Source organism: Paenibacillus sp. FSL P4-0338 (assembly GCF_038002365.1).
GTDB lineage: Bacteria > Bacillota > Bacilli > Paenibacillales > Paenibacillaceae > Paenibacillus_AQ.
Genome location: NZ_JBBOCG010000001.1, coordinates 5,217,325 through 5,242,974, shown reverse-complemented (window position 1 = coordinate 5,242,974; position 25,650 = coordinate 5,217,325). Strand labels below are relative to the sequence as shown.

Below are 25,650 nucleotides of genomic sequence, written 5' to 3'. Positions count from 1 at the left end.
GGTCAACCTAATGGAATCAACAGTAGCCGTCTACATTCGGGTCTCCACAGATGAGCAGGTGGATGGTTACAGCATAGATGGTCAGATGGATATGCTAAAGGCATTCTGCGGACGGCACAATTTAACTATATACAAAGCATATATAGATGCAGGAAAATCAGCGAAGTCGATTCAGGGCAGACCCCTTTTGCAGCAGTTACTTGTGGATGCACAACAGGGATGTTTTCAAAATGTCTTGGTATGGAAGCTAAATCGGCTTTCACGCAACCATAGTGACTTACTGCATATGGTGAAAACTCTTAATAAGAGCAATATCGGAATAAAGAGCGTGACAGAAGATATTAATACCGATACGACGATGGGCAGCTTTGTCGTACAGGTACTGAGTGCTATTGCTGAGCTAGAACGAGAACAGATTTGTGATAATGTTCGTTTAGCTGTACAAGAGCGTAATCGGCAGGGACGCTGGAATAGCGGGAATATGGTGCTCGGTTACCGGTGGCATAAAAATCCTGACCCTGGACAGCAACAGCTTGAAGTTGTGGAACCTGAGGCTGAGCTAGTCCGAACTATTTTTACCATGTATGCAGATGGATTAGGGTACATGGCAATCACCAATCGACTAAATGCTGCAGGCTATCAGACCAAGAAAGGCCTAGCTTTTGGCATCGCAGCGGTGAGAGGCATCCTAACTAATCCCAACTACATCGGTAAAATACGCATTGGTACAAGCCAGCGCCATACAGGGGCTGAGGTAAAACTGGTGGAGGGTGAACAAGAAGCAATCATAGCTTTGGAACTGTGGGAGCAAGTCCAAGCCAAGCTACGAAGTCGATCGAACCCACCATTGAAGATGATCAAACGGCATTTTCCATTGTCAGGATTGCTCAAATGTCCTAGGTGCGGGTGCAGCATGGTTGCGGCACACACGAAGAGCTATAACAAAAACGGGACAATTCGGAAGAACTACTACTATGTGTGCTCGATCTATAGGAGTAAGGGCTCCGCAGCGTGTAGCTTAAACGCGATTCGTGCAGATGATATGGATTGCTGGTTCTCTCAACAAATGCAGGAGCTTGTGACTAAACCCCCTTTACTGAATCAAATCATCTCGGCAGTGAACGATAAGCGGGATCTAAGCCGTAAACCTCTTGAGGATGAAAAGAGAGGTCTGACTAAGGAGTTGGCTGCATTTGATCAGCGGCAGCAGAGATGCTTTGAGTTATTTGAAGAGGAGCATATCCCTCAGGAAACCCTAGTGGTGCGGCTTAAGGAACTTGAAGAGAAGAAAGCTGTTAAGCAGGAGGCCCTGCGAGGTATTGAAGAAAAACTTGCCAATCAACAGATGCAATTGGTAGATAGCAATAAGATTCTTACAGCATTGAAGAATGTGTGGGCGATGGTCCAAACCTCCTCGCATGAACAGCAAAAGAAGCTGCTTAAGGGTTTATTTGATAAAATTACGCTCCCTACTGACAGGGATATATCAAAAGCTGTCTTACATGGCAGTGCATCGTTAAATCATATACTACTCATAAAGGATATGGAGGAACTACAATGCAAAACCAACAACAAACCTGCATAAATCGAGTCGGGCTGGAACCAGAGTGAGTACTCCAATGTTAATGACCTCTGATAAGGTGCGCCGAGTCGGTATTTACGCCCGTGTGAGCACGGAGGAACAGGCTGAGCATGGATATTCCATTGATGCTCAAATTGGAACATTAAGGGATTATTGTAATCTTTATGGTTATGAAGTTTACCGAGAGTACGTGGACCGAGGGATCAGCGGTAAAAGCATGGATAATCGCTTTGAGCTGCAGCAAATGCTTCAGGATGCAAAAAGCAATCTAATAGATATTTGCTTAGTGTGGAAATTTAATAGGTTGGCGAGGAATGCAGGTGATCTTCTTCATATCGTTGATACACTGCATAAGAATAATGTAGCTTTCATGTCCATGTCCGAACAATTCGACACCTCAACCTCTCATGGAAAATTCATGATGCAAATCATGGGTGCTGTAGGGGAATTAGAAAGAAATACTATAGTTGACAATGTTAAGTTGGGTCATAAACAACGTGCTAGGACAGGGAAACATAACGGTAAACTACCGCTTGGGTACCGAAGTGTAGAAGATGTCGTGAATGGAGTTCGGATTCGGGAGTCAAAAGTAGTGATAGTCCCCGAGGAAGAAGTCATCATTCTCAAAATATTTGAACGCTTCGCAACCGGACGAGGTTTCAAGTCGATTGCTAATGAACTGAATCATGAGGGCTATATAACCAAATCGGGAGGAGCCTTCTCCATCAGTGGTGTGAAGGAGATTCTGGACAATCCATTCTTTGTTGGAAGGATACGTTATGGAAGATATGAAAACTGGAGTGAGAAAAGGCGTAAGGGCCTTAACACCAAACTGGAGACTTTTGATGGGATTCATCCCGCTATTGTTTCGGAAGAATTATGGAACAAAGTGCAGTACCTACGCAAGAAAAAATCAGTAGTCTCCCTGAAGCGGTTCGATGGCGAGTTCCTGCTAACCTGGCTCATCCGCTGTCCAAAGTGCGGAGCGCCGATGGTAGCTAATCGGACTCAGAATCGTAAGAAGGACGGTAGTAAGGTCATGCGTCTATACTACTCTTGTAGCAACTTCCGTAACAAGGGGAGCAAGGTATGCAGCGCCAACAGCATTCGGAAGCTGGAGGCAGAGAATTATGTAATCGAACGGCTTAAAGAAGTATTAGCAAAGCCTCAAATTCTGAAGGCCATCGTGAAAAATATTAATGAAAGGAAAACGAAGCGTGTCAAACCCCTCCAGCAGGAACTTGAGCATATTTTGGTTAAGATAACAGAGCTGGAGGGGAAGCGGCGAAAGTATTTTGACATGTACGAAATGAACGGTTTAGATAAGACGATGTTCTCCAAGCGGCTTGATGACATTGGTGAAGAACTGGAACGACTACATCTCAAAAAGGTGGAGCTGGCTGCTGAAATGAAAGACGACCATGCGGAGCCCGTCTCCTACGAAGTTGTCCGCGCTCTTCTGAACAAGTTCGATAAGCTGCTGGACTCGTCATCCTTTGACCAACGAAAGACCCTGATGCATTTGGTCATCAAGCAAATTACAATCAAGGATTCAAAAACCATCGACCAAATCGATATGAACTTCGATGAGAATACGGTACACCATTTTTTAAACACAGACCCTTCTGTGACCCATGCAGAAGGGTCTTTTGCTGTCCAGATGAAGCGAGAGATCCATGGTCGAAGTATCTCTATTGCAATTTGACTGTTCGGGTGACCGTAACCCACTGTATGCCTAGAATTGCGTCAGTTGGTTCAAACGTTCTTTTTAAGCTGCTGAGGTTGCTTCTTACAACACTGACACTAAATACAGTTCAAAAGGGGGAGCGGGCAGCGAATGAGATTCTGCGGGTGGGGAGGGCGTACTCAGAGCACATAACGGATGACATTCCAAATGGCTTATGGGAAACTGAATCTAAGAGAATATGGAGAGATGTTAAATGCTTGAATTGACGAAGAAGGAAATTGAGTCAATAGCCAAAACTATTTCAGAACATTTTGTAGAATATACATCTAAATACGAGTTAAACAAATATCCAGAAGAGCCATATTTAAAATGGAAGGAAAGCTTTTCTGATCCTAAAAACGTTGAACATAATGAAATAAGTCAAGCGTTCGAGTGGAAATACGGCCATTGGGAAAAGCCAAGTTACGTCCCCGCCCATAAAGTTATTATTGCCAAGTTACAAAAATATTGGCCTGAGTTTGCTGAAACAGGCAAGCTGGAGCTTGATGACATTTTTGCATTTTGGGAAGAGAAGTTAGCAGGACATCAATCCTTCATTACAATAGCATTTTTATCACATCTAATAAGCTCGAAGAAAGTGGAGCTTATAGATCAGCATAATTTTCGGGCAATGAACTATTTGATGTCCACTGTAAGGCCGGATTGGGTGTGGAAGAGACAGCCTGTCAGCCAAGAAGACATTACGGATTTTTCTGTGTTCTTACGCTCTGTGCTCCCTGGAGTCAAAGAGGCGAAGGGGAACAAACGTGACCTAGACAAGTTTCTCATGATGTTTGGGAAGCATAAGGTGAAGAGCATTCCGGTGTCCCGTTCCAAAGTAGCTCCAGCAATTTCTAAAAAGCATGACTGGAATTCATTTTCATCAGAGGTCTTCGACATAGGAAAGATCACATTACGATCCAATGCCGATTTGCTCTTTGCTCTACTACTCCAATCACTCGATGCAGATAAAGCTGGTGATGGGGTCACATATACAATAGAAGAAATCCAGAAAAGAATACCGATGCAGAAGACAGGAATTGCGGTTAGCTCCAGCTACAACTACGCGATGGTTGCCTTGTTCGGGAATCAGAGAGGAAGGGATTACTTCAAGTTTGATAATGGAAGCTTAGGTGTGTACTTCACAGAACAGGCTAACGACCCATCCAGGGATAATACTTGCTGGAAGAAATATCTCGATGAGATGGTCAGCATTAATCCGAAATACGTGAGAATGAGTAAATAGTGGGCAGTCCGAAGCTCCCATCCAATTTCCAAACTAAAAATGCGTCAGAAGCGACAATAGTGTCAAACGGCAGAAAATCAATGGACACTACTGACACTTCCCGCAGATGGTTCGAGTGAAGAGGCTGTTGCGGTAGTCGCATTTAAGGCAAAGAGACATCAGAAATTTAGCCTTTCCCGTTATAGTGTGTAAGGCCGAAACTGAATGAATAATGAGTACGAAAGACACTGGAGCGCACCCGAATGTAAAAGAATCGGGTGCGTTTTTATTTTTAATTCAGAATCTAATGCATTATATTGGTTAATTTAGTGAATTTAATTAATTATTTCCTATAAATATGTGAATGCTAAAAAAGGAAGAGAGTAAATATAAACACGGAAATTGAGTTTCGTTCCTGGAAAATCAGCAACTAAGTAATACAAGTCGAAGTAAATGTGAAATTGATGCTCCATACCGAATTGCAGAGATTGATCAATGCCTAGTCCAGTATCATGGTTTCAGAGTTGTCAAAGTAAGAGGCGCGTACTACAAACTACATACCAACCTGAGGAGGGAACGTTAGTTCGTTCCCTAATATATAAATATCGTTCATAAAAAATAGGGACAATAAAAGAAAAAAAGATTAATTCGTTCTTTATTTATTAGATTCGTTCAAGTATAATGATAAGGGAGGTGGATGGTTTTGAAGTATTCAATTGAGATAGGAAAGATTGTTGAAGGAGCTTTGAAACACGATCAAGTCAAGGTGCTGAATTACACTAGGCAATTAATCGCGAAGCTGGAAGAAGATAAAGAGGAACGTGCAGTAAATAAATTTACCAAGTTGCTTACTATGCAACAGGAATCAACCCTATCTGCCATGGGTACCACAAACAACAATAACATTCCAGTTGATGCAGAGTCTCGGACCACATTAGCTGATGTTATCTATCCAAATGAAAATAACATTGAAGTCGTCTTATCACAAAGCAATTTAGATAAATTAAATTCATTCATTTTAAGTTATAAAAACTCAGACACATTAAACTCTCTTGGGTTAGGGGGTTCAAACACACTGTTGCTCTATGGTCCTCCTGGGTGTGGGAAAACAAAGTGTGCATATCTCATTGCTAAGGAACTGAAACTTCCATTGATTGTAGCGAGACTTGATAGTTTGATCTCATCATATTTAGGTACCACGGCAAAGAACATTCGCACGCTCTTTGAATTTGTTCAGAAAACACCATGTGTTTTATTCCTTGATGAATTCGATGCTATAGCGAAAGCTCGTGATGATAGTAATGAGCTAGGAGAGTTAAAAAGGGTTGTAAACAGCCTGCTTCAAAATGTTGATGCTATGAGTAGTGATAGTTTGCTTTTAGCTGCAACCAATCATGAGAACCTTTTGGATAGTGCAGTTTGGAGAAGATTTAATTATAAATTGGAAATAGAACTTCCAGATATAGAGGCTATTTACAAAATGATTAGCTTATTCACGAATAATAACTCGATATTTACCCATAAGGATAAGCGTGAAATGGCGACTTCATTTGTAGGTTTAAGTGGGGCGGATATTGAGGAGATTGTTAAAAAGGCAATGCGAAATTCGGTAATCTACGGTTATGCATTATCAAAAACCAGCATTTACGATGAACTATTTATATTTATGAAGATCCTTCCGCAGAATTGTAAAGATGAAAGGGAAATTCAGAGAAAAAAAGCCAAATTTCTACGCAACCGTGACGATAAGGTATTCAGCTATGCCGTAATAGCAAATATCTTGGGCATATCAAAAACATCTGTATCTAAACTAATTGTAGAGGAGGAAGTAGTATGAGTGATAAAAATCTACCAATTAAATTGGTTCTTCAAAAGGCATCAGATACCAAGAGAAATCTGGGTGGAGGAAAGGTTAAATATTTTGGGGAAGTGAATTCAAAGTTGCAAGAAGAAATGATAGGCAAATTTGATCATGTTTTGAATTTCTACAATGATGTATTTACAGAAAATGAACACATCCCTGCTGTTGGGAAAATTGTAATGAAACAAGAAGCAATTGCAAAGTCGCATAAACCTAGTGATTTTTGCCGAGAACTTCCAATCATTGGCGGCGAGGATTTAGATGAAATATATATTAAGGTAACAAAGAAAAATATTAATAAAACGATCGATTTGATTCGGAATCCTCCATCCCAAAAATTTAGTGCGAATTTGACTGCTGTATTAGATATTAAGCCAATAACTGTTGAAGATAAAATCTCTAATGAATTAGTGCAGTTATCACAGCAGGGGCTCTTTGACAGCGTTAAAAGCAAAATAAAAATAAAGTACTTTGATTTTGATGATGCTTATGACGACAGCCAAATTGTTGATTATATTACAAAAAAAATAAATGCAATAGGTTTAGCGAATAATTACGAATTCATCACTTATGGAGATGGAATCAAATTTATCAAAGCTGATGTATCTTCTTATAATGATATAGAAAAAATTGCTGCAATAAATGGGGTGAAATCTGTTGATTTTTTTCAAGAGTATTCACTCCCATTGGGAAGAATTGTAGGAACTGATTTGGAAGCATTTTTGGATGATGATTATTCAGAAAGTGAAATAATCATTGGTATTATAGATGGCGGTATTAGTGACAATAATGATCTACTATCATCTTCTATTTTTGCTCGCGAAGAATATGTAAATGAATCCTACCGTAACCCCAGCCATGCAACTTTTATAGCATCTACAATCCAATATGGTAATAAATTGAATGGAATAAATGCAAGTAATCCAAAACGTTTCAAATTTTTGGATGTTGTAGCCATACCTAATAGTGATGAGAAATTTGGACCTATAGATACAGTTGGCGAAGAAGAGTTAATGGAAATAATTGAAGATATTATGCAAAAATACTCTACAACTGTTAAGGTGTGGAACATATCGTTAGGAATTGAAAGTTTAATATGTCAAGGAGCAATGTCTGACTTGGGTATTTTCTTGGATTATATTCAAGATAAATATAATGTCCAAATATTTGTATCAAGCGGCAATTATAAGAAAACATTTCGAACTTGGCCTCCACAAGACAATATAGGTGAAGAGGATCGTATAATTTCCCCTTCTGATTCAGTAAGAGCTATTACTGTAGGTTCGGTAGCCTTATATGATTCGAATAATTCCATTGTAAAAGGTAACGAGCCATCACCTTTCAGTAGAAGAGGTCCAGGTGCTAACTACATAGTAAAACCTGACGTAGTAGACTTTGGTGGTAATATAGATGAGACTTTTAACATCACAGGTCTTGGTATGAAAGGATTAGGTATTAACGGCGAAGTAATTGAAGGAATCGGTACTAGTTATTCCAATCCTAGAGTAGTTCAAAAATTTTCTTCTGTTTATGATGAAATGGTTGAAAAAGATTTGTTGCTGGCAAAAGCAATGATTATTCATTCTGCGAGAATGACTTCACGCGAACTACTAGAACAGAATCAAGATAATATTAAATACTATGGTTTTGGTATGCCATCTGTTCATACCAAAGATATTCTCCAATGTAGTGAAGATGAAATAACTCTGGTTTTTAGACAAAAGATAGTGCAAGGAACACATCTTGAGTTATTTGATTTTCCATATCCAACTTCACTAATTCGTAATGGAAAATGTATTGGAGAAATTGGAATGACGCTTGCTTATAGCCCAGTGCTTGATCAACGTTATGGTCAAGAATATTGTAGAACGAATATAGATGTGAGTTTCGGCACATATAAATATGAATCTGATGGTAAAATTAAGTTTGCTGGGTGCGTCCCACTAGAGTGCTCATGGGATGAAAAGTTTGAAAAATCCAGAGTTGAAAACGGATATAAATGGAGTCCTGTGAAATCGTATTACCGTAAAATTAGCAATAAGGGTATTCAAGCAGGTGACGGTTGGAAGATTCGAATTGATATGAACTCAAGAAGCGGACTAGTTGTTCCAGGACAAGAATTTGTACTGATTGTTACAATAAAAGATCCTAGTGGCAACGACATCTATTCCGAGATGGTCAATGGATTGAGAACGCGAGGTTATGTAACAAATAATCTAGAAACAAAACAGCAACTTCGTCAACGTCAATAATACCGTTAATAGCAATATTATTTATAATACTTTGAATTTCAGAGAAAATAAACAGACGAGGGACTTTGATCTCTTGTCTATTCCTTTTTTCGTGAGGACGTTCATTATCTTTAAATCGGCACGCTGCAAGCGTATCATAAATGACTATTAAATAACTAATCCTATTCCAAGGCAAACTTTAGCCGTTATAGTGTGTAAGCTGAACCGTATCACAAGTAGGGCGAAATATTATGAATTTTTAACTAAGCATATCGTAGCCTAGAAATGAAATCATATATCAAAGTTAAAATTAGAAGTGAAAGTAGATCTCCGGTTTAATAATGGATATGTGGTTATTATTCTAAGTTTATAATTATCTACAAAATGATTGGGAAACATTGTATAGTAATTTTATATACACTAGGGAGGCAGGCTATACAATGGTTGTAAATCATACTACTAATGAAAAGTTTGAATTGGAAAACTTAATACAAAAGATTAAGGATCCGCGATATAAATTTTTAACTTTAGGAATAAAAATAACAGATGAAATATTAAGTGCTATTATTAAGCAAGCTATGGAAGAACAGTGGGAACATATTAGATTTGCTAGCGCTGGGATTTCATCCATACCAAAGGATATTGGTAAAATAAAATCTCTTAAAAGTTTATCATTTGAAAGTTATGATTTTTTTGATGATGAATTTATCAATTCGATTAAGGTGATACCTGAGGAACTCTGTGAACTTGAAAATCTTGAAGCCCTTGATGTATCTGGATGTCCCATTATAAGTTTACCTAGTGGAATTAGTAAGCTTCAAAAATTATCATCCCTTCATTTGGCTAATACGAAAATTGAAATGCTGCCAGAAGAGCTATTTAGGCTAAAGAATTTAGAACTATTGAATATAGTAGGTTGTCCAATTGAAAGTTTAACTCCCCAAATCAGTAATCTTAAGAAGCTATCATCACTATATTTTCATGGAACTAAAATTTCAACTTTTCCTCAAGAGATTTTTGGACTAAGAGAGCTGCGTAACTTAGGCCTCAGCAATAAAATAGTTGAAATTCCTCAAGAAATCACAAAGCTGCGTAATCTCACTTCTATAATGCTTATTGGTTCGGAACTTACTGAAATACCTGCTTATTTTGGTTCTTTAAATAAATTACAGGAACTTTACCTACATGGAAGCAAAATTAATTATTTTCCGGATTCACTCAAAAATTTGGTTAATATGAAGAAGATCGATATCGATAATACTCCTTTTGTAGATTTTATTCCGCCGGAGATAATGAAACAGCCTGCTATTGATGTTGTTAATTACATTCTTAGGTATCAAGCAGACCCGAACAAGCTAAAATTGAATGAGTCTAAGATGCTCATTGTCGGACAAGGAGGTGTAGGAAAAAGCTCTCTGCTTCAACGATTGGTACATCAAAACTACAGCGAACCAGGGGAAATTGATTCTACGGAAGGCATTGATATCGAGCGATGGTGTTTCCAAGTTGATGGACATGATTACAAATTAAACGTGTGGGATTTCGGGGGACAAGAAATTTATCATTCTACACACCAATTCTTTTTAACGAACCGCTCAATGTATATCCTCGTATGGGATGCAAGACAGGAAGATGAGTATGGGCGTATTGATTATTGGCTCAACACTGTAGAGTCATTTGCTGGTGAAAGCCCGATACTACTTGTAATCAATAAATGCGATGAACGCAAAAATATAAAGCATGTTGATCTTAAAAGTTTGCAAAACAAATTTCCTCAAATCGTTGATGCTTATAAGGTGAGTTGCAGTAACGGAATGGGGATAGACGACTTAGAAAAGAGTATCAAAGAGGAAGCAATTACACTCCCATTAACCAATATAGTGTGGTTGTCGTCTTGGATTAAGATACGTAGTCATCTGGAAAATCTCGCGAGTTTTAAACATTTAATTTCTTACACAAAATATTTGGAAATATGCAATCAGTATGATGTCAAAGAAGGTGAGGCAAAAAGTTTAAGTCAGTATTTGCATGATTTAGGTATAATTTTGCATTTTAAAGAAGATATGTTGCTAAAGGACTTCGTTATTTTAAATCCCGATTGGGGAACAGATGCTGTCTACAAAGTATTGGATGCGGAAGACGACTTACTGCAAGATCGCAATGGAATGTTATACATAGATGATCTCCCTGCAATATGGACGAATCGAGAAGTATATCCAGAAGATAAATACTCTCTTATCCTTAGATTAATGGAAAATTTTCAGTTGTCATTTGAGGTTGAGAGGAATAAAACATACCTAATTCCTGAACTTATGGAAACTGAAGAAATTGAACTGAAAGATATTAATTTTAATGATGAAACTTGTTTAACATTTCAGTATGAATATGAATTTCTACCTGCTGGTGTGATGACGCGTTTCATAGTCAAAGCACATAGTTATTTGCTAAATAGGAGTGGAAATAATAAGGCATGTTGGAAGAAAGGTGCTTACTTACAGTACAGGGGGTCTATGGGAAAGGTTAGATTATTTGATAATGTTTCTAATAAACGTATTGAAATTCATATTGCTGGTAGGAACAAAAGACAGAATCGGGAATTACTACAACGTATCCGTTATTATTTTGATGAAATTCATAATAGTATTAATAAGTTGAAATTGACCGAGAAGATTCAATGCAATTGTAATATAGGCTGTGAGCATAAATATGATTACAAAATGCTACTTAGGTACGAAGAGTATGCTTATGAGGAGGCTGTATGTGAAAAATCAATGATGAAGATTTCAGTCACCTCACTCCTCGATGGAATCGAATCATTTAAAGAAAGACAAAAGGAGAGGAACGTATTTATGGATGGAACTCCACATATTATATTTAATAATTCTATTCACAATAACAATCACAGCGATAATAAAAGCAGTAGTGAAAATAGCAACTATAATGATAATGAAAATCGTAATAAGAATGAAAATACCACAACGATTAGTATTGAAATTAGAAATACAATTGATGCCCTGCAAGGTGATCTGCAATATATGAAGGAAGAAGTATGTGCTGAGCAACCTGAATTAGTTATTGAGTTTGAAAAATTAGAACAAGGATTGAATAAGCTAAATTCAGTCGAGTCAAAGGAAGAAATTGTTAGATCAGGAGCATTGGGGAGATTCAATCGTTTCATGCAGGAACTTCAGGATGACAATTCGCTGCTTGGTAAAACGATTAGAAATTTTAGACATGGCGTCTCAATTGCACAAGATGTGGCAGATAAATATAATTCGATCGCAGAATGGTGTGGTATGCCGATTGTGCCAAAACTATTTTTGAAAAAATAGTAGTAATTTCCTTAAGAATTTGATTTAGGTTACTGTGAAATGCACCACAAATAATATCGCCTTTGTATGGTAGGGGATCGTAACATTCGTAAGGCGAATTTTTGCACGTGTAGGCACAGGGAACTTCACCCTACAAATGTTACGGTGAACCTTATCATAAGTAGAGGCAAGTTTTTTGAAAAAAAGCTCGCAGGAGCCTGTATTTACAGCATATAGACCATAGGAGTGGGGTAGGTCAGACTCTGGTCAGGATGGTGAGTAAACGGGCTTCTGCGAGTTTATTTGTACTACAGAGTATGTAGTAAGATAGTAAGATATTTTTTTTCATATACTATGAAATTTAGTATTTTTATGAGGCGGATAGAATGAAAAAGGAACAGAAATCCGTTGAATATATGGGATATATAGGATAAAATAAAAAGGGGCGGTGAAAACTGTTCCCTACTACGGGCATTGTACTCGTAGCTCTGCAGTTCGGAGGAATTTTAAATTGCCGCATATGTGCGGAGGAGAAGATCGACCCATTGGGCCGATCTAAAAAGAAGAGTTAAAAAGGCGATAATTCGCAAGAGAAAGTAGAACCTGTTAAAGCAGGGAATACAAAAACGTGTTCTGCCTAGTTTCGGTACGTGCCTTCATTATCTGGAGGTAGCGGATGAAAAAAGGTAAGAAGAACAAAAACAAAAAGAATAGCTTATTGGAGCAACTAATAACGGGCGTAGTGATCAGCGTAACTGCTGAATTAATCATTGTGCTTATTCATAAGCTGTTTCAGTAAGCTTGAAAGGAAGAGGGGGTGCGCACCCCCTCTTCCTTTCATTATATTCTCAACGAATTTATTGATTTGTGAATCGATGGGGCGACTATATTGTCAATATCCGTAGTGGAATGTTACATGACGGACTATATAAAAGTAAACTAATATTGCTCTGAAACTATAGAACACTGTCTACATAAATGATACACAAATAAAAATTATGTTAGGGGGAACAAAATGAGTGAAAGTTTTTTAGTATCTGCGATAAAAGCATTCTTTCCAAACTCGCCGTTGGCAATGTTTTATATCCTAATATCCCTTGTATCCATTTGGATGTACAAACAGTTCCGGGCATATTTAATTGAGAATCAAAAAAGTACAATAGGAAAAACAGAGAAAGCAATAGAAGTATATTCTGAGCTTGAAGTAACGATTCGGAAAATATTACGGGAAAATATAGTATCGACATCACTTGATGAATGTATTACCAAATCAAGTTCATATTTACCTTATGAATTATTAAAAGATTACTATTATTGGGTGGAGACTGAAGAGGAGGTAGAAGGGGATAGAATTAGAAAGCTTAAAGAATTGCATCAGAAAGTAAAGGATGAAGTATTAAAACTAAAGAGAACGCAGTATGATTCAGTTACATATAGAAATAACGGTGGAATGATGGAATTTATAGAAGTTTATTATAAAACTAAGCTTGTTTCCTTGTTTGAACCGTTGTTTCATACGGCAATAAATTTGCTTATTTTACTGATAACAGTTTTAGTTGTCGGAACCATTGCGGTTACTGATGAATGGACTCAAAAAGTGTTTTTAATATCAATCTTAATTTCAGGAATTTTTTTCCTATTAGTACTTGATTTAATCCTTTCGGAGGTCCTGTTAAAGAAAAGGTTTAAACACTCATCTAAAAACTGGATCATATTTGGATTATTTATAATTGTACCAATCCTTTTAGCACTTTGGGGGCAATGGTATATTGGTGTAATTATAATAGTTATCATTATTGCTTATGCTTATTATGCTGCGAAATTCAGTATTAGAACTGTAAGCGGGGCATAATATTTAACTTGCATTAGCCTGTGTTTCTATCATAGGACATGACTTGTGGCCAGATAGCGTTCATGTGGAGAAAAGTGAACTTTCATAAGGTTGACTGAACTGATACAGACAAATTAAATTTTTGCTTTTTTGGAATTTATAATTTCTACTTTTTCCTCAAAAGAAACTGTCCTTTTTTGAAGATGTATCGCCCTGTTGTATTGTTAGAAATATAATAAGGGCAGTGTTACAAAACATAAGTGAAGACTGGCGGTGATTTTTATTAAAGAACTACTCTGGAATCTGTATCCAGATATTAAAGAAAGAAGGCACTTTGCTGGGGAGTGAACTACAATATCTCATGGCCGAGACAAATATTAGACCTAATAATAAAAAGCTCGTAGGAGCCTGTATTTACAGCATGCCAACCGAAAGAGTGGGGGGGGGGGGGGGGGGGGGGGGGGGGGGGGCCCCCCCCCCCCCCCCCCCCCCCCCCCCCCCCCCCCCCCCCCCCCCCCCCCCCCCCCCCCCCTCTGGTTGGAACGGTGCGTAAACGGGCTTCTACGAGTTTGTTTGGTTTTATAGATGTAACGATTAAGTTTTTCTATTTACTTCAAAGCCCCCTCCAAATGTAGAAGGAAGATATACTACCCAAACCACGCGTATCTTGCCGCTCTCGATGTCCTGAAGGGCAGGGCGCTTGCCCATGGATTTACCGGAAATACTGGCATCTACATATTCCTTGTAAACAAATAACATCAATATTCTATTTAGCGGACTTCCAGATTTTTAGTCGTCTGGGGTATTGAATGGGCGACTCTTCATTATCTTCATTTTCATAGCTCTTGGAGTCATCGGTGTAGGAATTAGGCTTCATGCTATAGGAATCGCAAGAATTGAACTGCAAATACTTGTTCGATTCACCATAAATGTCGCCCAACAATTCAAGGATTTCGCCCTTAGAAGGATCAGAAGGGTCTACAAATGGATACCACTGCCGCGAACCTCCATTGAGTTCAATATCTCTGTAACGAACAGAATTTATAAGAAAACATGATTTTGTGACCAGTAAAGGTCTGAAGTAGATCAAAAAGCTTTGAACTGGGCTAAGAAAGAGATTAAGCACTAGAAAATATTGACACCTGACTGGTACAATGGACTTATGTATCTAGTTGTCCAAAAAGTATTCGGCTAAAGAGTAAGACCTCCTTGTATCATACATATGAAAAAGCAAAGGTGGTTTCAAATGAAATTAGTCAGTTTTAGAGTTAAGCAATTTCGTTCTGTTGAAGATAGCGGTTGGATCAACATATCTGATGTAACAGCATTTATAGGTACAAATGAATCAGGTAAGACTAATTTGCTTGTTCCATTGTGGAAATTAAATCCTGCAAAAGATGGGGAAATAAATGCTATTCAAGATTATCCTCGCGACGAATATCATATAATTCGTGCTCTCAAGAAAAAACCAATTTTTATTGAGGCTAAATTTCATCTCTCAGAGAGAGTGAACGATAAAATTTCAGAACTAACTGGTCTTCCCAAGGTACAGGAGTATTACCATAGAACCTATAAAAAATTGAGAAAATTAATAAATTGAGTATAAAAACAGGAAGGAAGATTGGCCGAAGAAAATTGTATTCTTTATACACACATTTGGGGTATAACTACAAGGGTCATGGTAACTTTATTTCTTACTCCAAAAGGGCCCATCTGGTATTTAAAGAGAATGACAAAATTGAAAGTTTAATAAACCTTCAAACCAAAAGGCACTGGAACAAGATACAAAGGAGATTGATTAGAATTCCTTAAGAGTATTCATATAAGGTAGAAAATTATACATTCTAAAATAAAAAGTGATAAGGTCGCCGAATAAGGTATGGTCTTATCACTTTTTATGTGACTTCATAATTGCTTTGTAGTCAAAAACTTGCCGCTTCAGCTAGCACGGTGAACCGTATCACAAGTAGGGGCAAGTTTTTGGGGAAAAGATAGTTGAAGCCACAATTGGCTAGAAAATCTGTTTAGCTCCAGGAATAAGGTGCAGCAAAGCAGATATCAGGAAAAGAGGATGATGCTGAGAGTGGACGGAGGCCAGTAATGTTGTGAAAGGCGATCATCTAGAACACAATGACAGCTCAGCCATTTACTTAAGGCCCCAACTGTGTGGAATCAAGAGCTCCAGTTAGGGTTAGGCCGATTGGCAGAATCGGAATGGCATAGGTAGCAGCCCTCCCTCCCACAATATCTGAGTTCGGGTAGGATGCGACTATGCCGATGTATTACAAGGATTTAGGACCATGCTTTCGACCACATTTCCCGGTGGCAGGCCGTTTCAAAACCAATTTTGGGATAAAAGTCGGGAGCGCCTCCGAAACAATAAGTAGCTCCTAATGCTTCCGTGCGCTTCATTAGCTCGGTTACGGCTACAGTTGCCAGCCCTAAACCGCGATATCGCGGATCTGTAGCAAGGGGTTCAAGATATGCAAAATCGTTCACACCATCCACCCACATTCCGGCAAAACAGGCGTACTCTCCATTGGGGGCTTTAATAATTGCGGTAAGGTCCTTTCTGAAATGAGGACCACTCTGCATGAGCAGCCTGGAATCAAGGTCATCGTCCGGTTCGTCTCCATGATCAAATCCCCGCCAGATGACATCGTTAATTTTACGTAGGTCATTTTCGTTTTCTAAAGTGATGAGTGTAAATCCCTCGGGTAAGGTGCGCTTGGAAAAACCTGAACTGAAATTGTAAACTCGGATCGGCTCACTGTATGTCTTGTGATATCCTTTTTGGACTAGTGATTTGATTAGTGGTTCTTCATAATCGTATACCCTAACATCGAGGCTGTATTGATCAGCTGATCTCTTGGATAGTTCTGTCTCTGCATATTCAAGCATTTCTTGTTTTAAAAAGTCGTATCCTTTTTTGGTTGAAAAGTAGCATTCGCCAATGTTCATTTCATAGCAAGCTACACCTACAATTTCATCATTCTCCTCCCATATGCCAAACCGGTGTGTTAGAGAATGGTTGAAATAGGGATGCGTATGCGCATATTCCCAAAAAGGTTGTGGGACATTACCTCCCAACTGATACTTCTTGAAGTTTAATCGCATGAACTGAGAGACTCTTTCGAAATCAGAAAGTAATCTATACCTTCTTAACGTGGTCTTCATGTTTTACCTCCGGGGTATAATAATAGATCATTTGTGCTGGAAGGATGAGCCTGAACAATTCTTTAGGATTGGAATAGGAAATAGTAATGTTCACTTTATAGGTCCCCTTTTACGTTTATACAAAATATGGTATCGAAAAAATCATTATAAATCTATGCAAAGAACATATTAAATAAAACTTGCCCCTTCAGCTATTGCGGTGAACCGTATCATAAGTACCCTACAGATGTTACGCCGAACTGTATCATACATGAGGGCAAGTTTTTTGCTGACTTTTTCGTGCAGAAATTGCAAGGTATTCATTTTTTATTTCCGATAAAATTACCTTGAAGGGAGGGAATACGATGGATTGGTTGGACAGGATGAATAGTGCCATGGAATATATCGAAACAAATCTAGTGGACACTATTTCATTAGATGAAATAGCACAGAGAGCCTGCTGCTTCACCTATCTTTTTTAAAGAATGTTTCCATTTATTACTGGCTTATCTTTATCGGAGTACATTCGACATCGACGGTTGACATTGGCGGCATTCGAACTGCAGACAATAAATTTATCGCTTCCTTTCCTTACTTGCTTTTGCGAATACGCTTATTGCGTTTTTTCATCTGTAAAATCTGCCGAAGAGGCAATACGGGAACTCGGTCAGCGGTAAATGAAATGTAATTATTGTCTGCTAATTGAGGAAGGAGGATAAATTCATGTTTACCTATATAGGAAATGGGGCGTATTGTTATTCCAATTCCACTTCCATGCTTCTTGACACTGTGGGGGAAAGAATACCTGCGGAATCTATTGAAGTCTTGTCTGGCGTTGGACTTGGAGCGCTCTGGTTTAAAGAGGACAACATGGTATTCTTTTCGAACGGCGTTCCACATATCGGAGTAAGCAAGGCACTGGACATACTGGGATTCACCATTACCGAATATTCAAGCATAGATAGTTCAAATATTGAAGGAATACTTACAACTGCAATCAAACAACATCCAGTATTGCTAGGACCGTTGGATATGGGTTATTTAAGATATATGCCTAATCATAGTTATCTACATGGTTGCGATCATTATGTGCTGGCTTTTGGGGTAGAGAATGGAGTGGTTAGACTCCATGACCCTGCAGGATATCCTTATGCAATGCTTCCAATGGAAGACTTGATAAAAGCAAGTAAAACAAGTCATCTTCAATACCGATTGTATCCACATGATATGACCTATCATTACTGGTGTGCCCCCAAACGAGTTAAGCACCCGAATCATCAGGAAATATGCGTTGAGGCTATCCGGTATTTCAGACAAGTTTATAACGATATAGAAGGACAATGCTCGGAACGTAACTGGTTAATAGGAAGTGATGCCATAGCAGAGTTAAAGAGATATATTCTGGGTGGCGATATTAACCCTAGTTTGCTGGGTCATTTGACACATTTTGCGTTTCAGGTAGCGGCAAGACGTGCATTGAACTTTAGCGAATTCTTCCGAAGTGAGAATGGTGGTTTAGCCGAAATTAAGCTGTTACAGTCAGAAGTGTATGGCAGGTGCCACTCGCTGGCGGTAAACGGTGATTGGCGTATGATAGGTGAAGCTTTAAGTCATTTAGCAGAGCTGGAAATTAAGTTTCAAGAAGCTATATTTATGTAATGTTCGGCGGTACTAAAATATCAGAGCCATCTTAGACATTCAGGGCTTGGCTGCGGACGATAATATGAGGGAGCTCGAAGAGACGCGGCATTTAACCAGGAGCTGTATTTGTTTACGGAACCGTGAGCCGGACGGCGTCACGTACAGGCCAGCGAAAGAAATCCACTACACTCCCAAGTTGGGGAGCTTGTTAAACATGTCCCAAGCGAAATAGTCCTCAATCTGATCGAGGAGTGCCGCCGAAAGTGTTCTGGCGCTGCGCAGCATGTTAACGCTCTGCTGTGTTTTGATGATCCTCAAACTTAGAAGCCTCCTAAAAATGAAAATGAACCCATTAGAAGGGGTCAGGGTAATTGATTCAGAATATGGTATCGATTTTTTTCAAAATATTTAGCAGTGCCCGTTTCTTTTTCGCGGTAGCTTTCGTTATATATTGCGAAGAACGATTTGAAGGAGGATTACTTTATGGCAGTCAACGTTAAAACTATGCGGTTGTCTAATTATTGGTTCGTGATCTGGAAGCTTCCGTGAGGTGGTACAAGGAGATGCTTGGCATTCCATTCACGTTTGAATATGCCCCAGGCGACCAAGAGGCTTGGCTAAACGTCGGGGGTGTCGGTTTGGGACTTATTGGCTGCCCGGAGGTACCGAAGTTGGACTTCACGAACAGCCGGGGTCAGCTACAGCCGATTATCTCACTTCAGGTGGATAACATTCATGAAGCGTACGACCCGGATAGACATATGGGCAACTCGTGGGGCGGTTGGCCAAAGGAAGAAGGTTAGTGCTTGCAAGGCAGGATAAGAAGGGGTGTTCTTGTCATCTGAAGATGACAGAGGCCCCCCCTTTGAACGGTTGCGAAGCATTTTCTCAAAGGTATCTTAAAAGGGGCTTTAAATTTGCCGTTACAGACAGCGCGGTGACCATATCATAAGTGACGGCGAAAAGTTGGGTTGAAATTTCAATACTAATTCCATGAGAAGCGCCTAAGACCCAACTCATGTGGCATCAGTCACATATGCCAATACGAGCCCCTAATCAAGAATAGTTCTCCACCATTTGATCTAAAAATTTACGAAAGTCTTCTACATAGGTTAAGGGCTCCGCAACTTTTAGATGAGTACCGAAGCTTGCTAAAAGTTGAAATCCTATATGATTTTGAGGGACATACAGGGTTGCTAATAGAAGTCCGGAACCATGGTCCTCAATGCTTTTTCGACCGTACCTTTCGATGATTTGATCTTTTATGTTAGGTGATATCCATGCCTTAATCGTGACGAATTGCGGTAGATAACTTGATTCATGTCCTTGCTCCGGCCAATCGTCTCTGGGCTGAAAAGCGCGTTCATTCATCGTAATATGATCGATCCTAGATAGCTTGAATGTTCGAGATCCCTGTCGATGCAAACAGAAGCCTTTTAAGTACCAACTCGATTCGCTGAAATGCAGCTCATACGGCTCGACCATTCTATTCGTTACAGCCCCGTCTTTATCTGTATAATCAAAGTAAACAAGCCTATTCTTTGAAATGGATTCTTGACAGGTCTTTAAGGTTTCAAGTATTTCGGACCGACCTTGCCAATCATAAAACGACAGTCGAATGGAACGATTCAGAGACAAGGGGCTAACCATTGCCTCTATTTTTTTTATCGTTCTTTCAACGTCTTCAGTAAGGAGAAGTTGTTCCAATCCGCCCAGCGCGGTTAATATATTTTGTAAATCGGAGCTGCTTAATAGGCGTTTATCCACCTTGTATTCATCCATTAGGCCAAAGCCGCCTTTGACCCCGATGACAGAGTAGATCGGAATGTTGCATAAGCTTAATGTTTCCATATCGCGCAGGATCGTTCTTTTGGAAACATGAAATAGCTGCGAGAATTCCCTTGTAGAAACAACCTTTTTTTTCAGCAATATCATGATAATCGAAATGAGTCTCTCCACTTTGTCCATAATGGCCCTCTTTTTTGTACATGATTTTAGAATGATGACAATAAGATGTCATCCTTTATCCATTATACTACATGTATCACAAGAAGGAGGTAATTACATTACATGTTTAATCCAACCGATTTTCCCAAGTCAACCCTTATTTCAGTCAACGGTGTGGAACTCGAAGTTTTTGAAGCAGGCCGGCAAAATGCCGGAAAACCCATTGTCCTCTGTCACGGCTGGCCAGAGCATGCCTTTTCTTGGCGCCATCAGGTGCCCGCCCTTGTCGCAGCGGGCTACCATGTCATAGTACCCAACCAGCGGGGTTACGGCAACTCATCTCGTCCGACCGAAGTAACAGACTATGACATTGAACACTTGTCGGGTGATCTTATTGCGCTTCTCGATCACTATGGATACGAGGACGCTACCTTTGTCGGTCATGACTGGGGTGCATTCGTCGTTTGGGGACTGACCTTGTTGCATCCAAACCGCGTCAATAAAGTGATAAATCTGAGCTTGCCTTACCAAGAGCGCGGAGAAAAACCCTGGATCGAGTTCATGGAAGAAATACTTGGCGGCGATTTCTATTTCGTCCACTTCAATCGACAGCCAGGCGTCGCGGACGCCGTATTCGAAGACAATACATACAGGTTCCTTCGCAACCTGTATCGGAAGAACGAGCCTCTCAGAGCACCTGAACCAGGTATGGCGTTGATCAATCTCGCCAGAGCAGAAACACCGCTCGGTGAGCCCGTATTGAGCGAAAGCGAGCTGGCCGTTTACGTCTCCGCTTTTGAAACATCAGGGTTCACGGGCAGCATAAATTGGTACAGGAACCTTGACCGCAACTGGCGCTTATTGGCGGAGGCGAACCCCATCATCCAGCAGCCGACCCTCATGATCTACGGCGACCGGGATGTGGTTGCGAAGTCTGAAAACCTGACGAAGTTCGTGCCCAATGTGGAAGTGGTCAATCTGGACTGCGGTCATTGGATCCAGGAAGAAAAGCCGGAAGAAACAAACCAAGCGATTCTGAGATGGCTGAAACAGCAGGATGCCATCTAGCTGAGACTGCAAATTTGCAATTCCTTTTTTTATGCTACTAACGTGCGTTCTTATTTTGCATAGGGTATTCCACTATCGAGGAACGTTAGTTTAATTAAGCGAGATCTAAGAAAGGGCCACCCCACTAAGGATGGCCCTAAAACTTGCCGCTTCAGCTAGCGCGGTGAACCGTATCATAAATAACGGCAAGTTTTTACACACTGCATTTGCTGTTTTCTATTAAATAAAGAAACCCCGCTGTCACTAAGGCGAGTTCCCTGATTTCTAGGCCTGGATTATAGTGATTTCCTTTTCTATTTAAGAGTAGGCGTACAACCCGTATCGTTAAAATCCGGATCCTGTATAATTTCATGATAGTGATCTAATTTATATTCGATGATCTTCTGAACCTCCATTAATCTAGAGATTTCATTTTGGATCTTTTGCTTATGAATTTCTAGCATAGACATCTTTTCAGGAATGGCATCGGTACCGCGGCTTGAAAGCTCCCGATATCGCTTCATTTCTTCTATCGTCATACCCGTGGCCTTCAGTCTAGTTAAAAATAGGATACTTTGCACCTGTTCACTACTATAGACCCGATGCCCATTTTGTTTTCGATCCGCATAAGGCAGCAAGCCGATTTTCTCATAGTAGAAAAAACACCGCTTCGTTTGGTAAAGTAAGATTGTCGAGATTCACTAGAAGTATGATAGAAGTCGAACCGGATGGAAAAGACATAAAAGAAATTGTGTTTTGGTTACGCGGTGAACCGTAATATAAGTATGGCGAAATAAATCTGTGGCAGGCGCTGTCCCCAGGTACCGTCATCCCAATCAAACCTAAAGATCAAATTTATAAAGAAATAGCGGCGTAGGGATCACCTCCCTTACGCCGCTATTATTCTAGGTTAATTCATTGTATTCCAACAAATCGTTAACGACAGCTTGGAGCTGATTGCTGTTAGTTAAAGAAAACGGCGGGTTATATTCATATCTGTGATCATGGGCATACCCAATCCCTTCCAATACTTGGTCTAAATTGTTAGTGGTTACTCCCGTTATCCCTGCAACGGCAAATGTTGTTGCGTCAGGCTTAGGGGCATATCCAGGATCCCAAAAGTAATTACTGATCTCTGTCAACGCTAGTCCAGCACGAACTTCATTAACTATCGCTTGAATATCAGTTACGGTCCATGGAGATTTCGCGTCCGTGCTCAATGCATAATCAATATAGATTAAGTTCGATTGAGTGACACCTGTTACTCCAGCAATGTCAAATATGGATTCGTCAGGCGTATCGACATTTGGCTCTGGCTGGCCATAGTAAGCATTAATCGCTTCCAACGCAGCTTGTGGAGTCATTGGTGTTGGCGTCGGTAATGGTGTTGGTAATAGTGTTGGTAATGGTGTTGGTAATGGTGTTGGTAATAGTGTTGGTAATGGTGATGGTAATGGTGTTGGTGTTGGTGTTGGTGTTGGTGTTGGTGTTGGTGTTGGTGTTGGTGTTGGTGTTGGTGTTGGTGTTGGTGTTGGTGTTGGTGTTGGTGTTGGTGTTGGTGTTGGTGTTGGTGTTGGTGTTGGTGTTGGTGTTGGTGTTGGTGTTGGTGTTGGTGTTGGTGTTGGTGTTGGTGTTGGTGTTGGTGTTGGTGTTGGTGTTGGCGTCGGTGTTGGCGTCGGTATTGGCGTCGGTAATGGTGTTGGTGTTGGTATTGGTGCTGGTGCTGGTGCTGGTGCTGGTGTTACTGCTGGTAATGGGGTTGGGGTTGGTATTGGTGCTGGTGTTGGTGTTGTTCCTGATGCTTCAGCTTTAGCTTTGTCTATAGCTTCTGTTGCTGCATAGGATCCGACTACAAGATCGGCGCGAGTAGCAAGCTTGGCTCCATCGTTGCCTAGATCAATACCGCTCACTTTGGCAACATCTAAGTAACCCTGATACCATGGAGTCGTCGTTTGCACCTCAGATTTTTTACCAAACCCCTTAACTAGCATTGTAGCAAGCTGCCCAGTAGTTACGTTATCCTTTGGTGCAAATGTGGTGTCCGTCATGCCATTAATGATTCCAGCTTTTTTTGCCGCTTCAATAAACGGAATTGCCCAAGCCGAAGAAGCATCCGTATCGTTCACATCTTTAAAGGACGAATTGGCTCCCGGCTGGACGGTTAAGTCAAAAATTTTAGCTACAAGTTTAGCAGATTCCGCACGCGTCATGTTTCCCGTAATATCAAATTTGTCGGTGCCATTACCTTCTATGTATCCCTTGGCTAGCAATGCATCAATTTTGGCAAGAAGAGACGCATCCAGACCTGCCAAATCTGTAAAATCTTTAGAAGTCTTTGTAGGTGGCGAGGTATCCCCTGCTGCGGCAACTACACCTGGAATGAGTAAGCAAGCTACTAACGATAGAAGAATCGATTTTGAAACTTTCCTTTTCATAGAAAAACGCTCCTTAATTTATTTTTTTAAGTGTAAATCTGACTTAAGGCTTATATCGGCATTTAATTTAAATTTAAATAGATTTTCGATGAAAAATATTCTACGCCCCGGGGTTATTTAGCAGCTGGTGACTTTAAGGATAGTTGGGCATTCTCAACAGGAACCCTCAAAAATTCTTATCGATGCCGAATCTCGGTCTCAGAAATTTTGTGGCATAGGAACGGAAGAGCCATGGCCCTGATTTTTCGCCGATAGACTCGTTAAGCTGAACCGTATCGTAAGTAGTGGTAAAGCAGAGGATCGAATTGAGGGTGGAAGCTGCAATGCTCTATCTGCGGATAGGGGCGTAAATGCTCCACAGATGTGGAGTGCTGTGTGTTGCTTACGCGAATATAAGAAATACGTAGGAGATGAGGGTAAATATGATTAAAATAGATGGTCTTTACAAAATTACGAATGAAAAGATCACGCCTCCCCACTGTCCTAGCTTTTCGGGAATTGTTGCCGGCCAGTGCAAAGGAGATTTATGGGTTGATAATGCTGAATATCCCACTGTTGCAATTGCAAACTCTTATCCAGTTGGGGGATTTGCTTTTTTAGGTGAAATCAGATCCCAAGAGACATACAACACAATTTTAGCATTTGTTTATGAAGAATTATTCCCACTGCTAAAGTTGAGAAAGATAGACTGCTTTGAGTTTTCAATTGAAAGCGAGAATTTAAGAAAACATGTTTTGGAGATGTTTTCAACCGAATCTATACAAAGCGAAAAAGAGTTTCATTACAGAAAAAATGAGAGGTACCCTAAACAGATTAATCTGCCTGAACAATATTCCGTACATGAAGTTAATTCTGAATTATGGAATCTGATAAAAGAGAGGAAGATTGAAAATCAAGAAATGCTTACTGAACGAATACTAGGGTCTTGGGAGAGCATAGACGACTTTTTTAATAAGAGCCTAGCTTTTTGCATCATGTGTGTTGATAAAATTGTTGCTGTTATTGTTGGAACTGCCAGATTTAATCGTTATATTGCAATTGACATTGCAACAGAGGAAGAACACCGAAAAAAGAGTCTCGGGCAGATACTTACTCAAACGTTTGTTAATGAATGTATAGAAAGAGGGTTACTGCCCCAATGGTCATGTGTGGAGTCCAACCTTGCTTCTAGAAAACTTGTTGAAAAAGCGAATTTTAAATTTCTAAAGCAAAACGATGTGTATTGGTTTAATATATAGTCACTTGAAAAATGGAGATTTCCAAATGCATCACATGTGGAGTGCTGTGTGTCGCTCATAAGAGAATAGCATTTAAGAGCCGCATTTAGGAGACTTGTCTACACTTTGGACATGGAGAGGTGAACACGGTGATGGATAAGGAATTATTGAAGCAGGTAGGCGCCCGGATTCGTGCTCTGCGGAAAGAGCGGGGCCTGTCGCAGGAGGCGCTTGGGGAGATAGGCGGGTTTCAATACATGGTTACTGCAGCAGAGCGTGATATTTAGGATATGGTAGGCATGCTCCGTGAGGCTAATGAGGAGAAGGTACGTGTGGCTAAGAATGTACTGAAGGAATTATTATAAAGAATCATTATGAAGCAAGCCTATCTATTCATAGTATAAACAACAGAGGCGGCCTTCCAGGCCGCCCTTTGTTTT

General features: G+C 40.0%; 18 protein-coding genes and 1 pseudogene. 14 read left to right on the top strand and 5 right to left on the bottom strand.

Annotated features, from left to right (window positions below; translation table 11 throughout):
• The first annotated feature begins 10 nt into the window (after positions 1-10).
• The 8 genes from MKZ07_RS23140 to MKZ07_RS23105 all read left to right on the top strand — a co-directional run bounded on the left by MKZ07_RS23140 (position 11) and on the right by MKZ07_RS23105 (position 15,367).
• On the top strand, positions 11-1,585 hold the full coding sequence (locus tag MKZ07_RS23140) for a recombinase family protein (RefSeq protein WP_341027709.1): 1,575 nt from the start codon (positions 11-13) through the stop codon (positions 1,583-1,585).
• A gap of 34 nt (positions 1,586-1,619) precedes the next feature.
• Complete coding sequence (locus tag MKZ07_RS23135) at positions 1,620-3,287, top strand: recombinase family protein (RefSeq protein ID WP_341027706.1); 1,668 nt, start codon at positions 1,620-1,622, stop codon at positions 3,285-3,287.
• 235 nt (positions 3,288-3,522) lie between these two features.
• On the top strand, positions 3,523-4,554 hold the full coding sequence (locus MKZ07_RS23130; RefSeq protein ID WP_341027703.1) for a hypothetical protein: 1,032 nt from the start codon (positions 3,523-3,525) through the stop codon (positions 4,552-4,554).
• 682 nt (positions 4,555-5,236) lie between these two features.
• Positions 5,237-6,370 carry an AAA family ATPase gene (locus tag MKZ07_RS23125; protein WP_341027700.1) on the top strand — a complete coding sequence of 378 codons (1,134 nt, stop codon included), beginning with the start codon at positions 5,237-5,239 and terminating at the stop codon, positions 6,368-6,370.
• Complete coding sequence (locus MKZ07_RS23120; RefSeq protein ID WP_341027699.1) at positions 6,367-8,646, top strand: S8 family peptidase; 2,280 nt, start codon at positions 6,367-6,369, stop codon at positions 8,644-8,646. The genes MKZ07_RS23125 and MKZ07_RS23120 overlap by 4 nt, the downstream gene beginning before the upstream one ends.
• A gap of 419 nt (positions 8,647-9,065) precedes the next feature.
• Positions 9,066-11,957 carry a COR domain-containing protein gene (locus tag MKZ07_RS23115; RefSeq protein WP_341027698.1) on the top strand — a complete coding sequence of 964 codons (2,892 nt, stop codon included), beginning with the start codon at positions 9,066-9,068 and terminating at the stop codon, positions 11,955-11,957.
• Between the two features lie 994 nt (positions 11,958-12,951).
• On the top strand, positions 12,952-13,788 hold the full coding sequence (locus tag MKZ07_RS23110; RefSeq protein WP_341027696.1) for a hypothetical protein: 837 nt from the start codon (positions 12,952-12,954) through the stop codon (positions 13,786-13,788).
• 1,225 nt (positions 13,789-15,013) lie between these two features.
• The gene (locus MKZ07_RS23105) at positions 15,014-15,367 is read left to right on the top strand and encodes an AAA family ATPase (protein WP_341027695.1); all 354 of its coding nucleotides are present in this window, start codon (positions 15,014-15,016) and stop codon (positions 15,365-15,367) included.
• A 692-nt stretch (positions 15,368-16,059) separates the two neighbouring features.
• Here MKZ07_RS23105 and MKZ07_RS23100 read toward each other — a convergent pair.
• Positions 16,060-16,944 (bottom strand): GNAT family N-acetyltransferase, encoded by an 885-nt coding sequence (locus tag MKZ07_RS23100; protein ID WP_036699735.1) that lies wholly within the window; start codon positions 16,942-16,944, stop codon positions 16,060-16,062.
• 344 nt (positions 16,945-17,288) lie between these two features.
• Between MKZ07_RS23100 and MKZ07_RS23095 the strand changes: the two are divergent.
• Both MKZ07_RS23095 and MKZ07_RS23090 read left to right on the top strand, forming a co-directional pair.
• Positions 17,289-17,492 (top strand): annotated as a pseudogene (locus tag MKZ07_RS23095) (AraC family transcriptional regulator); the annotation flags it as partial.
• Between the two features lie 154 nt (positions 17,493-17,646).
• Positions 17,647-18,582, top strand: a complete 936-nt coding sequence (locus tag MKZ07_RS23090; protein WP_036699734.1) for a hypothetical protein — start codon at positions 17,647-17,649, stop codon at positions 18,580-18,582.
• A 165-nt stretch (positions 18,583-18,747) separates the two neighbouring features.
• Here MKZ07_RS23090 and MKZ07_RS23085 read toward each other — a convergent pair whose 3' ends face one another.
• Positions 18,748-18,882, bottom strand: coding sequence for a hypothetical protein (locus MKZ07_RS23085; RefSeq protein ID WP_268748820.1), 135 nt, complete (start codon positions 18,880-18,882; stop codon positions 18,748-18,750).
• A gap of 203 nt (positions 18,883-19,085) precedes the next feature.
• Between MKZ07_RS23085 and MKZ07_RS23080 the strand changes: the two genes are divergently transcribed.
• Positions 19,086-19,367: a VOC family protein gene (locus MKZ07_RS23080; protein WP_084649065.1), complete on the top strand. Its 282-nt coding sequence runs from the start codon at positions 19,086-19,088 to the stop codon at positions 19,365-19,367.
• 253 nt (positions 19,368-19,620) lie between these two features.
• On the opposite strand, the gene MKZ07_RS23075 is transcribed toward MKZ07_RS23080, so the two are convergent.
• Entirely contained in the window at positions 19,621-20,532 is a 912-nt protein-coding gene (locus tag MKZ07_RS23075) for a helix-turn-helix transcriptional regulator (RefSeq protein WP_036699732.1), read from the bottom strand.
• A 102-nt stretch (positions 20,533-20,634) separates the two neighbouring features.
• Between MKZ07_RS23075 and MKZ07_RS23070 the strand changes: the two genes are divergently transcribed.
• Positions 20,635-21,579, top strand: coding sequence for an alpha/beta fold hydrolase (locus tag MKZ07_RS23070; protein WP_036699730.1), 945 nt, complete (start codon positions 20,635-20,637; stop codon positions 21,577-21,579).
• Positions 21,580-21,872: 293 nt separating this feature from the next.
• Here the strand turns inward: MKZ07_RS23070 and MKZ07_RS23065 are convergent, their stop codons facing one another.
• Both MKZ07_RS23065 and MKZ07_RS23060 read right to left on the bottom strand, forming a co-directional pair.
• Positions 21,873-22,202: a MerR family DNA-binding protein gene (locus tag MKZ07_RS23065; RefSeq protein WP_268748821.1), complete on the bottom strand. Its 330-nt coding sequence runs from the start codon at positions 22,200-22,202 to the stop codon at positions 21,873-21,875.
• 261 nt (positions 22,203-22,463) lie between these two features.
• Positions 22,464-23,993 carry an S-layer homology domain-containing protein gene (locus MKZ07_RS23060; RefSeq protein WP_341027691.1) on the bottom strand — a complete coding sequence of 510 codons (1,530 nt, stop codon included), beginning with the start codon at positions 23,991-23,993 and terminating at the stop codon, positions 22,464-22,466.
• 422 nt (positions 23,994-24,415) lie between these two features.
• On the opposite strand from MKZ07_RS23060, the gene MKZ07_RS23055 reads away from it, so the two are divergent.
• A complete protein-coding gene (locus tag MKZ07_RS23055) occupies positions 24,416-25,231 on the top strand; it encodes a GNAT family N-acetyltransferase (RefSeq protein WP_036695812.1) in 816 nt (271 codons plus the stop codon).
• Between the two features lie 131 nt (positions 25,232-25,362).
• On the top strand, positions 25,363-25,497 hold the full coding sequence (locus tag MKZ07_RS23050; RefSeq protein ID WP_305954377.1) for a hypothetical protein: 135 nt from the start codon (positions 25,363-25,365) through the stop codon (positions 25,495-25,497).
• Positions 25,498-25,650: the final 153 nt, after the last annotated feature.

Bases quoted from the DNA above. Each gene is read 5' to 3' on its own strand.
- MKZ07_RS23140 (WP_341027709.1), top strand. From the start codon at position 11: ATGGAATCAACAGTAGCCGTCTACATTCGGGTCTCCACAGATGAGCAG.
- MKZ07_RS23135 (WP_341027706.1), top strand. From the start codon at position 1,620: ATGTTAATGACCTCTGATAAGGTGCGCCGAGTCGGTATTTACGCCCGT.
- MKZ07_RS23130 (WP_341027703.1), top strand. From the start codon at position 3,523: ATGCTTGAATTGACGAAGAAGGAAATTGAGTCAATAGCCAAAACTATT.
- MKZ07_RS23120 (WP_341027699.1), top strand. From the start codon at position 6,367: ATGAGTGATAAAAATCTACCAATTAAATTGGTTCTTCAAAAGGCATCA.
- MKZ07_RS23115 (WP_341027698.1), top strand. From the start codon at position 9,066: ATGGTTGTAAATCATACTACTAATGAAAAGTTTGAATTGGAAAACTTA.
- MKZ07_RS23110 (WP_341027696.1), top strand. From the start codon at position 12,952: ATGAGTGAAAGTTTTTTAGTATCTGCGATAAAAGCATTCTTTCCAAAC.
- MKZ07_RS23105 (WP_341027695.1), top strand. From the start codon at position 15,014: ATGAAATTAGTCAGTTTTAGAGTTAAGCAATTTCGTTCTGTTGAAGAT.
- MKZ07_RS23100 (WP_036699735.1), bottom strand. From the start codon at position 16,944: ATGAAGACCACGTTAAGAAGGTATAGATTACTTTCTGATTTCGAAAGA.
- MKZ07_RS23090 (WP_036699734.1), top strand. From the start codon at position 17,647: ATGTTTACCTATATAGGAAATGGGGCGTATTGTTATTCCAATTCCACT.
- MKZ07_RS23075 (WP_036699732.1), bottom strand. From the start codon at position 20,532: ATGGACAAAGTGGAGAGACTCATTTCGATTATCATGATATTGCTGAAA.
- MKZ07_RS23070 (WP_036699730.1), top strand. From the start codon at position 20,635: ATGTTTAATCCAACCGATTTTCCCAAGTCAACCCTTATTTCAGTCAAC.
- MKZ07_RS23060 (WP_341027691.1), bottom strand. From the start codon at position 23,993: ATGAAAAGGAAAGTTTCAAAATCGATTCTTCTATCGTTAGTAGCTTGC.
- MKZ07_RS23055 (WP_036695812.1), top strand. From the start codon at position 24,416: ATGATTAAAATAGATGGTCTTTACAAAATTACGAATGAAAAGATCACG.
- MKZ07_RS23050 (WP_305954377.1), top strand. From the start codon at position 25,363: ATGGATAAGGAATTATTGAAGCAGGTAGGCGCCCGGATTCGTGCTCTG.